The organism is Cysteiniphilum sp., assembly GCF_057495195.1.
Window position 1 is genome coordinate 21575 of record NZ_JBXTEF010000078.1, and the last position, 8167, is coordinate 29741.

General features: G+C 38.8%; 8 protein-coding genes and 1 tRNA gene. 2 read left to right on the forward strand and 7 right to left on the reverse strand.

The features are described from left to right. Window positions 1–7: 7 nt before the first annotated feature. The 5 genes from rng to aroK form a co-directional block, all read right to left on the reverse strand. Window positions 8–1486: a ribonuclease G gene (gene rng, locus ACY10D_RS07190; protein ID WP_487000081.1), complete on the reverse strand. Its 1479-nt coding sequence runs from the start codon at window positions 1484–1486 to the stop codon at window positions 8–10. Between the two features lie 98 nt (window positions 1487–1584). After that, complete coding sequence (locus ACY10D_RS07195; RefSeq protein ID WP_487000074.1) at window positions 1585–2346, reverse strand: class I SAM-dependent methyltransferase; 762 nt, start codon at window positions 2344–2346, stop codon at window positions 1585–1587. 85 nt (window positions 2347–2431) lie between these two features. After that, window positions 2432–2518, reverse strand: a tRNA-Leu gene (locus ACY10D_RS07200). 129 nt (window positions 2519–2647) lie between these two features. Further along, window positions 2648–3736: a 3-dehydroquinate synthase gene (gene aroB, locus ACY10D_RS07205; protein ID WP_487000075.1), complete on the reverse strand. Its 1089-nt coding sequence runs from the start codon at window positions 3734–3736 to the stop codon at window positions 2648–2650. Next, the gene (aroK, locus tag ACY10D_RS07210) at window positions 3733–4257 is read right to left on the reverse strand and encodes a shikimate kinase AroK (RefSeq protein WP_192483126.1); all 525 of its coding nucleotides are present in this window, start codon (window positions 4255–4257) and stop codon (window positions 3733–3735) included. Before aroK ends, aroB begins: the two co-directional genes overlap by 4 nt. 240 nt (window positions 4258–4497) lie before the next feature. Here aroK and ACY10D_RS07215 point away from each other — a divergent pair, with 240 nt between their 5' ends. Both ACY10D_RS07215 and ACY10D_RS07220 read left to right on the forward strand, forming a co-directional pair. Continuing rightward, the gene (locus tag ACY10D_RS07215; RefSeq protein WP_487000076.1) at window positions 4498–4986 is read left to right on the forward strand and encodes a DUF2062 domain-containing protein; all 489 of its coding nucleotides are present in this window, start codon (window positions 4498–4500) and stop codon (window positions 4984–4986) included. A gap of 416 nt (window positions 4987–5402) precedes the next feature. Then, window positions 5403–6776, forward strand: coding sequence for an O-antigen ligase family protein (locus tag ACY10D_RS07220; RefSeq protein WP_487000077.1), 1374 nt, complete (start codon window positions 5403–5405; stop codon window positions 6774–6776). Window position 6777: 1 nt separating this feature from the next. Here ACY10D_RS07220 and ACY10D_RS07225 read toward each other — a convergent pair whose 3' ends face one another. Then, window positions 6778–7215: a pilin gene (locus ACY10D_RS07225; protein ID WP_487000078.1), complete on the reverse strand. Its 438-nt coding sequence runs from the start codon at window positions 7213–7215 to the stop codon at window positions 6778–6780. Between the two features lie 220 nt (window positions 7216–7435). Further along, window positions 7436–8167: hypothetical protein (locus ACY10D_RS07230; RefSeq protein ID WP_487000079.1), on the reverse strand; the 732-nt coding region annotated here is incomplete at its 5' end.

Below are 8167 nucleotides of genomic sequence, written 5' to 3' on the forward strand. Positions count from 1 at the left end.
TACATAATTACATTAGCACAATATCATACATTTCTTGAGCATAGCTTAATTCTGGCTGAAGTTTAACGGGTTTACCAATAATAATTTCTAATTCGCCTAAACCAAATGACTCATCATTTTGCAAAGCATCAATCACCGCGTTTGCAGCAACGATCAAAAAGCCATTGCTTTGATAAGCATTTGCCTCACGATTAATCTCGCGAAAAATCTCATAGCAAATACTTTGCACTGATTTAATACGCCCTTTTCCTTTGCACATTGGGCAAGGCTCACACAAAAACTGTGCCAAGCTTTCCTGTGTACGTTTACGTGTCATTTCAACCAAACCGAGCTCTGATAAAGGTGAAAATGTCGTGCGTGCATAATCAAGCTCTAACGCCTTTTCAAGCGCCTCTAGCACTAGTGTTTTATGCTCTTCGTCTGACATATCAATAAAATCGACAATAATAATACCACCGAGATTTCTTAATCTTAACTGCCTTGTTAAAACCCGTACAGCCTCTAAATTAGTTTTAAAAATGGTCTCTTCAAGATTGACCATCCCAACATAACCACCGGTATTGACATCAATCGTTGTCATGGCTTCTGTTTGATCAATAACAATGTGCCCACCAGACTTTAATGGCACTTTACGCTCAAGCGCTCGTGATAACTCTTCTTCAACACCATACATGTCAAAGATTGGCGTGTTTGAGCTATATAACTCCAATTTCTCACGCACACCAGGCACAAATTTATCACTAAAACGGCATAACTCACTATACATATCAATATTATCAATGCGAATGCGCTCAACCTTATCATTAGCAAAGTCTCTTAACGCACGCATAACAAGGCTTAAATCTTGATAAACAACACCCGGCTTTGTCACGGTACTGGCTGAATCAACGACGTCTTGCCATAAGTTTTGCAAGAAATTAATATCTTTTCTAAGCTCCTCAGAGGATAAACTTTCGGCAACCGTGCGAATGATAAACCCGCGTGGGTAGTCCGAGCCAATTGCTTCTTTCATCACTTGTTGTAATCGACCACGCTCCTCCTCGGATTCAATGCGCAAAGAGATGCCAATATGGTCTAAGTCTGGCATATGCACTAAATAGCGTGATGCTAATGACAAATGCGCACTTAAGCGCGCACCCTTACTGCCTAATGGGTCTTTAAGCACTTGCACCAAGATGCTTTGCCCTTCTCTCAACCAATGACGCACATCAGCTTCTTTGCTGTTTAAGTCAATGCCGGCACTTTCATCTGAGGCAATAGGCATGACATCAGAAACATGTAAAAAACCAGAGCGCTCAAGTCCTATATCAACAAATGCAGCCTGCATTCCGGGTAAAACCCGCGTGATTTTCCCTTTATAAATATTGCCAACAATACCGCGCTGATTCTCACGCTCAAAATGCACTTCCTGCAACACACCATTTTCAATTACGGCAACCCGCTTTTCGTGTGCTGCTATATTCATTAAAATCTCTGCTTTTATCATAACAGCCACTACCAAAATCCAAATCATTTACTCATAAAACAGTTTACTGGATTTAACTCGGTGCAGCAGTAGTTTTTACGGTGTTTTTGAGAGTTTAACTACTTAACCTTGATTGCAACCATGCGTAAGCGCACATAATCAGCATACCACTGATCATTTTGATATTGTGTGCCTTTTGCCAACGACTCAACCTCGCTTAAATAGTCGTCATGACTGTCATTTGGAATCTGGCTTAAGACATCATTGCGAAACATTTTCACCCAATTGCGTAATCCCTCATCCGTTTGTAGCAAGGTCGGGCGATCAAAATGAACAGCAAAACTCACACGAAAACCGTTATTTTCAAGCAATGTCGCATATTCAGCAATTGATGGATAAAAATTAAAAGCACTGAACTTTGTTACGCCATAAGCTTGAGCTGCTGTCTCAATTGCTGTAAGCACGTTATTAACATTGCCTTTACCACCCATCTCAAAAACAAAGCGTCCATTGGGTTTTAGCACTTCGTTAATATTTTTAATCACCGCATCGGCATTGTGCATCCAGTGAAGGGCTGCATTAGAAAAAACAGCATCAAAGCTTTCCTTAGCAAAAGGAAAAGCTAATTCGGCATTGTGCTGTGTAAACTCAATATGTGGATAATCTTTATTTGCCTGATCAACCATTGACTGCGCAAAATCAATACCATAGACCTTGTGACTTCTTTTGGAAATTTCATGACTTAATTCACCATTGCCACAACCTAGGTCTAATATAAATTCATTTTGTTGAGGAGCCAGTAACTCAACCACTTCATAACCATAGTTTGTAACAAAATTATGTTGTGTTGTATAACGCTTAACATCCCATTGTGTTGTCATTGTTTTATCCTCAATTGACCGTCTGAGGTTTTATTATTATCAATAACCTAAGATTCGTCAAAAATAACAAGCATTTAAAAATCTTTGGTACCAGAGGCCGGACTCGAACCGGCACAGTGTTGCCACCGGTGGATTTTGAATCCACTGCGTCTACCAATTTCGCCACTCTGGCACACAAACTTGTGTGAATGATAAATTGAACTTCTCGCATCGCGAGAACAGGTGCTATTCTAGCTAAAGGACATCTGATGTCAAACACTATTTAAGCTTTTATAATAATTTATGATGAATCAAGATAAGCTTAATCAAAATAGCTTGAAAGAAAGTCTGATAAATCATTTTCTGAAATTGATTTATCTACTTTTGCCTGACCAATCGCATCTAACAAAATAAGTGTAATACCTGCTGTGGTATTTTTCTTATCACGCAACATTGCTGCGATAAACTGTGTCTGGCTCAATCCTTTTGGTAACGCCACTGGCAATGAGAAGCATTGAAGTAGTGCGCATATTCTTTTAACAACCAATTCATCAACAAATCCTAAAGTTTGTGATAACTCGGCAGCCATTACCATGCCAATAGCAACCGCTTCACCGTGTTTCAATCCTTGATAGTTTTGGCAACACTCAATGGCATGTCCAAAGGTATGCCCAAGATTTAAAAGTGCGCGCACACCCGTTCTTTCTTCTTCATCAAGACTGACCACATGCGCTTTAAGCTCACAGCTTTTGGCAATGGCATAGATTAATGCATTTGGATCATGCGCTATTAATAACTGATTATTTTGCTCAAGCCATGCAAAGAAATCCGCATCAATAATACAGCCATATTTAATCACTTCTGCCATGCCTGCGGCAAATTCACGTTGAGATAAAGTCTTTAAAAATTGCGTTGACGTCATTACCAATTGTGGTTGAAAAAATGCGCCAATCATATTCTTACCCAAAGGGTGATTAATCGCTGTTTTACCGCCAACCGAAGAATCTACTTGTGACAATAGAGTCGTTGGAATCTGAATAACATTGGCACCACGCTGATAGGTAGCCGCTGCAAACCCTGTAATATCACCGATAACGCCACCACCTAATGCGATCAGCACGCAGTTACGCGTGTAATTACGCTCAAGCAAATGTTGATAGATCACATTTAAAGAAACGCTGTTTTTATACGCTTCACCATCGGCTAAAATACAATGCGCATATTTAAAACATTCACCTTTAATGGCTTTATCCAATTGTGATAAATACAAATCAGCAATTGTGACATTAGTGACAATCAGTACTTCTTTGTTTTTGATATAGGGAATAAGCTTCGTAAAGTTAATATCAGGCGAAATCATGACAGGGTAACTTGACTTACCCTTTGGGGAAACGAGAACCTCGGTGATCACACCGCCTCTTCCATTAATAGATTGGTGATTTTTTGCACCACATTGCGCACGGTCGTTTCACTTGTCTCAATGGTAATATCAGCAATCTCTCGATATAGCGGTTCACGCTCTGCCATTAATTTCTTCAGTTGCGCTTCCTTATCATCAACTTGTAATAATGGACGCTTTTTATCTTTGGCTGTACGCTCTAATTGTTGCTCAATTGAAGCTTGTAAATAAACCACTTTGCCACGAGATGACAGCAGCGTTCTGTTCTCAGGCAAAATAATCGCACCACCACCAGTAGCCAAAACAATACCCTGACGAGTCGCTAAATCACCGAGCACTTCTTGCTCTCTTTTTCTAAAACCGTCTTCGCCCTCAATATCAAAAATCCAATCAATATCAACGCCACAACGTTGCTCAATCTCACGATCTGAATCGACAAAGTCAAGCTTAAGCTCACTTGCTAATTGACGACCTATTGTACTCTTGCCAGCACCAACTGGCCCAATCAAGAAAACATTTTGAGTAATAATCATTTTTCTCTACATTACGTTAATATGTTTAACACATAGACCCACAACACGATCATAACTTTGCATGATCCACTTCAAAAAACCAAAACAAAATACACAAAAAAGTCATTTTAAGCAAGATCTTTTGCACTAAAGACATCTTGCTATGGCTGATAGATTTTTTATTTTTTTGCCAGTGTTCAACAGCTTTTATCATCACTTTTTGCTATGATTTATAAAGATTATTAGTACTGGAAAGAAATCGTGAAGCGCAAATGGCTGCCTAGCAAAGAGGAATTGAAAGAACATAAATGGTTGCGCTTTTTACACAAACACATGCACCATAATTTCTTATGGCAATTTGATAAAAGCAGTGTCAGCAAAGCCTGCGTTATTGGTGGTTTTATGTGTATGATGCCAATGCCATTTCAAATGGTGCCTGCTACCATTTTGGCACTTTTTTTGCGTGCTAACTTGATTATTGCCGTCGCATTAGTATGGATCAGCAACCCAATCACTATGCTGCCGATGATGTATGGTGCCTATCTATTTGGCTGTTTCATTCTAGGCAAGACACCACTGTTTCATGAGGATAACTTTGCGTGGCACCAGATGATTACGCATATCCATAGTATTTTTGCACCATTAATTACCGGATGCGTGATTATCGGCTTGATCCTTGGGATCATATTGGCAAGCATTAGTTGGTTTGGATTTGCTTTGTTTAAGCCTAAAAATAATAAACATAATTAAAGTAACCGTACCCTGAGCGTAAGTCGAAGGGTATACTTAGGTAATGGATTAGAAATAAGTTGAGTTTTAATTATCCCTCACCCGTACAACTCAAGCTGTACGGGCAATCCCACAAGGGGAGAGGTACTAAGAGAGCTTAGCTTATAAAGGCTCCAACTTACACCTAAGTCAAGGCATACACAATTTTAAATAAGTAACTGAAGTTACGCACTTTAGAAAAACTATGACTTTATAAACACCCCGTCATCCTACGGCTGCGACCCCTCTTGAAAAGAAGGGAGTTAAGCAAAGGTGGTTAAAAATTCCCCTCTTTTCAAGAGGGGTGCCGAGCTTGCGAGGCGGGGTGTTGAAATAGAAAAAGTACGTAACTCCAATAAGTAAAAACAAGTGGGAACATAAGACAGGAAATATACAATATGCTAAACAAAAAGCTTCTTTCATCCAATAACACTGAGCACTTTATCTATGGTGTGATGCTTATCGGACTCATTCTAGTCTTTTGGAATCCGATTGGTATGATGAAAATTTCAATGGAAAACACATTAATGCTCTATGTTTGGCGTGGGATTACCGCACTTTTTTGTTGGATTGTGGTTTTGATTTTATTTACCGCGAGTCGTGACGCACGAAATGGCATTTTAGCGACATTTCATGCGCTTTCCACTTGGATCAAAAGTCTGATCATATTGTTCTTTTGCATTGGCATTATCTCAGCAAGCTTGGCGTTTCATCCAGCAACTGCTTTTAAAGGCATATCGATCGATATCACACTACTACTGAGTGTACTATTCTTAGCACATTATTTCAGTCGATTCCCTGATCATGTTCGCTGGCTTATTGGTGTTGTGATTGTTTGCGCTATTAGCTACTTGTTTGTGCTGATACTCAATGTGCTACTTGCGCACTTTTATTTCCCACCCAAAATAGTACAGTTTAACTTTCCTGAGTTTTTTTTGCGTCAATTTAACTTTGCTAATCCGAGATTTTTTGATCATTTTGCTAGTTGGTTTTTGCCAGTTTTATGCTTGCCGTTATTAAGTCATAATTATAGCCGTGCATTTAAGGTATTAAGCTTAATTGCGATGGCATCTCTTTGGTTTGTTATTATCGCACATAGCTCACGTGCTTTAATTCTTGAGTATATTGTTATCACGCTTGTGCTTGGTATTTTAAATCATAGAATACTGATACGTTTTCTTGGTTGGCAAGTCTTGGCAGTTATTATTGGTGCCCTACTGTTTTATATGATTCAAAATATTGTTGGTGGAGAGACGGTACTCGCACGCAATATTTTTGCCAATCAAGATCGCTGGAGCTTATGGGCAAAATCATTGACGTTAGCAGCGCACCACCCACTACTTGGTGTCGGTGAATTAAACGCGCTATATTATCTAAAAGACTATCCGCATAATATTATCCTAACGATTGCCTGCCAATGGGGCGTTATTGGACTAATGTGCTTTTTACTCGTTGGGTTACGTGCTTTTCGTCGCGCGTGTGAATATATACATAAGCACAAACAATCGGCTTTATATTTTGTTGCCTTTGCGAGTGTGTTGGCAGGAATGATCCATGCACTGGTCAGCAATCTCTTCAAATTACAATTAAGTCAGTTTAGTCTAATCTTTGCCATGGGGTTATTGTTATCTTTTATACCGCAGACTACAGAGAATAATCAAGAGAATAGAAGTAGTACGCAAAAAAAATGCCATCTAGTATTGATGGCACTTTGTTTTATATTGATTATTTTATTATTTATAATACCGTTTTTATATCAAACGGCTATTTAAATTAGATACCATCACAAGGAGCTGAGTCATAAGTCCCTGTTGAAGAGCATGCCCAAGTTACACCAGCACTTCCAACTGATGGAGTAAAAAATATTGTATTACCACTTAAACTACCTGCAGCTGCACCAAATGTATAGGTAATTACGCCTGCTGCATCTGATGCTACCGCACCATATTTACCTGTTTTGGCTCCACCGGTCGTCGCTAATCCTGAAATAGTCCCGCTCGTAATCCCTTTAGAGTTAATCTGCTCAGCCACATACGTTTTATCTGAACCAATAAATGAATAGGCCTCAGCTGTTTTTGCGCGAGTTGTGTAACTAGTATACATTGGAATCGCAATGGCGGTTAAAATCGCAATAATCGCAATCACAATCAATAATTCAATTAACGAGAAACCTTTTTGTTTTCTCATTTTTTTAATTTGCTTAATGTCCATAACTATTCTCCTCTTTAATTTTTATCTTTTTTCTTTTATGTTGGTTGGGGGGCACAATAAGCGCTTGAGCTTTTTGTATTAGAAGGCTAGCTCACAGTTTCTTTTTGCGCAAGTACGTTATCAAAAAAAATAGTGTTTTTTAGGTTTAAGTTAGCAAAAAACGAAATAAGCTAATCTAATGTGCGAGATTAGCCATAATTCATTAACAACAACCGCCTGATTATTGCACAGAAAATCGATCATAACGTTTAAGCATACTCTCATTACCACTGACACCTCCACAGTGCAAATAGATAATGGGTTGAGGTAACTCATGATAAGACTCGAGCATCACTTGCCACGTTACTGGGTCATACAATAGGTCAAACTCGATGCCTGTTTGCTCCTTAAGTTTATCATACATTGCCAAGTGTTCAGGATAGCAAGTCCCGAAATGATACTTCTTTAAAGGTGATAATATTGTTGGTAAACGCCATTTTCCTTGAGATAATTCATTCATCTGCTCATATAAATAATCCTTATCCCCAACACAAGGTACGGTATACATTTGATAAGCCTGATCGATATGTTGCTGTAAATATAATGCGCTCACCCCCGTACCGGAAGCAATGACAATACTCGCTTGGCTTATGTTGCGTGATTTAAGATAATCATTAATTTCTTTAGCACATAGTTTTAAACCCTCTTCAGCACGTCTATCTGCACCACCTTGTGCTAAAAACAAGATATCTGGATCTTCTTTATAATAACTTTTAATATTTGCCAAAGTTAATGCTTGATCAGCAATACGTGTCTTCATTCCTAATGACAATGCCGCTTTATAATTGCCAAAGGGCATACTTCTCAGTGTCTTAGGCAATGGTTTTAACCAATAGTTAAAATGTGAATCAAGGTTTAAATTATGCACAGTATTTTTGTGCCAGCAACTCAAATGCTGCACATAGCCTTCCAA

Coding starts and splice junctions, on each gene's coding strand:
- ACY10D_RS07195 (WP_487000074.1), bottom strand. CDS start 2,346: ATGACAACACAATGGGATGTTAAGCGTTATACAACACAACATAATTTT.
- ACY10D_RS07220 (WP_487000077.1), top strand. CDS start 5,403: ATGCTAAACAAAAAGCTTCTTTCATCCAATAACACTGAGCACTTTATC.
- rng (WP_487000081.1), bottom strand. CDS start 1,486: ATGATAAAAGCAGAGATTTTAATGAATATAGCAGCACACGAAAAGCGG.
- aroK (WP_192483126.1), bottom strand. CDS start 4,257: ATGATTATTACTCAAAATGTTTTCTTGATTGGGCCAGTTGGTGCTGGC.
- ACY10D_RS07225 (WP_487000078.1), bottom strand. CDS start 7,215: ATGGACATTAAGCAAATTAAAAAAATGAGAAAACAAAAAGGTTTCTCG.